Annotated in this window: 2 protein-coding genes and 1 pseudogene; 2 read left to right on the plus strand and 1 reads right to left on the minus strand. The window is 60.1% G+C overall.

The window, feature by feature from the left end; all coding sequences use genetic code 11:
- Positions 1–318 precede the first annotated feature (318 nt).
- Positions 319–864: pseudogene (locus tag NKH19_RS33185) on the plus strand (recombinase family protein).
- Between the two features lie 47 nt (positions 865–911).
- Complete coding sequence (locus NKH19_RS33190; RefSeq protein WP_352983917.1) at positions 912–1,289, plus strand: hypothetical protein; 378 nt, start codon at positions 912–914, stop codon at positions 1,287–1,289.
- 138 nt (positions 1,290–1,427) lie between these two features.
- On the opposite strand, the gene NKH19_RS33195 is transcribed toward NKH19_RS33190, so the two are convergent.
- Positions 1,428–1,679 (minus strand): hypothetical protein, encoded by a 252-nt coding sequence (locus NKH19_RS33195; RefSeq protein ID WP_352983920.1) that lies wholly within the window; start codon positions 1,677–1,679, stop codon positions 1,428–1,430.
- Positions 1,680–1,898 lie beyond the last annotated feature (219 nt).

Below are 1,898 nucleotides of genomic sequence, written 5' to 3' on the forward strand. Positions count from 1 at the left end.
ACGGCGCAGCCGAGAACCGACCGTTAAATCCGCTCCCGAAAACTGTCCGGGATTTAGCGGAAACGCTGTCCGCGAATTACCGAAACACGCAGGCAGGCCACTCCCGGCGCAATCCCTTGGCTGGCGGAGGTTACCAAAAAGCTGAAACCACGTAGACGGCGTAACTGACCGCCCGGAACCGATGGGCGTGTTTTAATTTGGGTATACCCGGCCTAAACATCCGCCATGAACACGTCGCGACCGGAGCCGTATATTTTGGGCTCAATCTGCGTTAATGAACAGATCGTCGCGTCGGCACACCCAAAATGAACAGTTTGCATGACCCGCATCGGATACGCTCGCACCTCCACCACCGACCAGAACCTCGCCGCGCAAATCGCCGCGCTCAAGGCCGCCGGCTGCGAGGTCATTCGCGAGGAGCAGAAGAGCGGCTCTACTCTGGAAGGCCGCCCGTAGCTCAACACCATCCTCGACTTAATTCATGCCGGCGAGACGCTTGTCGTCACCCGGATCGACCGGCTGGCCAGATCGCTGCGCGACATGCAGGTGATCGTGGACAGGCTCAAGACGAAGGGCGCGCATCTCTTCGCGACAGAACAACCTGTCGATACGTCGACCGCCGCCGGTAAGGCCTTCTTTGACATGCTTGGTGTCTTTGCCGAGTTCGAGACCAATCTGCGGCGCGAGCGCCAAGCGGAGGGAATCGCTGCCGCCAAGAAGCGCGGCACATACAACGGCCGGCCGCCGAAAATCGACCGCGATGCGATCCAGCAAAGGCTTAAACAGGGTCACGGCCCAACACAAATCGCCCGCGATCTCGGCGTCTCACGCGGTACTGTCTATCAGGTGAGGAAGGGCAAATGACGAGGGGCAGGCCCATAACCCGTCTGACGCCAGCGGCGTGCGAAGAGATGCAGACCCGCATGCTCGAGGTCTGCCAGAAGATCGCGGAGGACCACGGCCTGGTCATCGAGGGCGCCGGATGGCACGGCACGAATACCGGATTCTCCTTCGAGCCCGTGTTCCGCGTCAGCATTCCCACCTTCGACGGCACGGCATTAAATCTCGAAAAAGACAGGTTCGAGTTCCTGGCGGAGCACTACGGATTGGCGCCTTCGGACTTCGGACGCGAGTTTCGCACCGGAAGCGAACGGTTCCGGATCACCGGCATCGATCCCAAGCGGCCACGCTACCCGATCTCCGCTGAGCGAATTCCCGACCGCAGAGGATTCAAATTTGCCGCCGAAAATGTCGCCATGCTCCTCCAAGCGAAGGAGAATAGGCTGTGAAGTTCTCTGATTGTTCCGCGAGTTGGCCAAAATCGCAGCTTCGGGCCGATTAGGCCATTCTGGTTGGAGAAACAGAACCGCCGCCGGTGGTGTGCCGGCGGCGGAAGATGGTTCGGACGGAAATGACCTGTGTGACGCCTATTCGGCGGCCACCTTGTAGGCCTCCGTCTGCTCGTCGGTGAGGTCCTCCTTCTGGAGAACCGGATTCTCATCGACGTAGTCCTGCGCCGGCTCGATGATCGCATCGCCGTCGAGCTCATCCTGATCTGCCGGCGTACCGCCGTCCTCCTGCTCGATGCGCTCGTGCTTCTTCAGCCACGTGACGAGCTTTTCCGGGTCGGGGGCAAACAGCGCCGCGGAATGGACGAAACGGCCCTCCGCCCTGAGCAAATGACCTTCCGAAAGTTTGCGACAGAACCCGAGCACGGCCTCACATTGGCCGCACGCAACGGCGAGTGGTATCAAGGGCAGCTGTTCTGGGTCGGTGCCCCAGGGTTGCTCGGCAACAGGTTTAGACATGGGGCTTCAAGATTGAAGGTGTGCCGTTGAAACATGTTCTTGTCATTGACGATGATGCCGCAATGCGGCGCCTCATCGCCGAGTATCTCA

This window comes from Mesorhizobium sp. M1338, assembly GCF_040318045.1.
GTDB lineage: Bacteria > Pseudomonadota > Alphaproteobacteria > Rhizobiales > Rhizobiaceae > Mesorhizobium.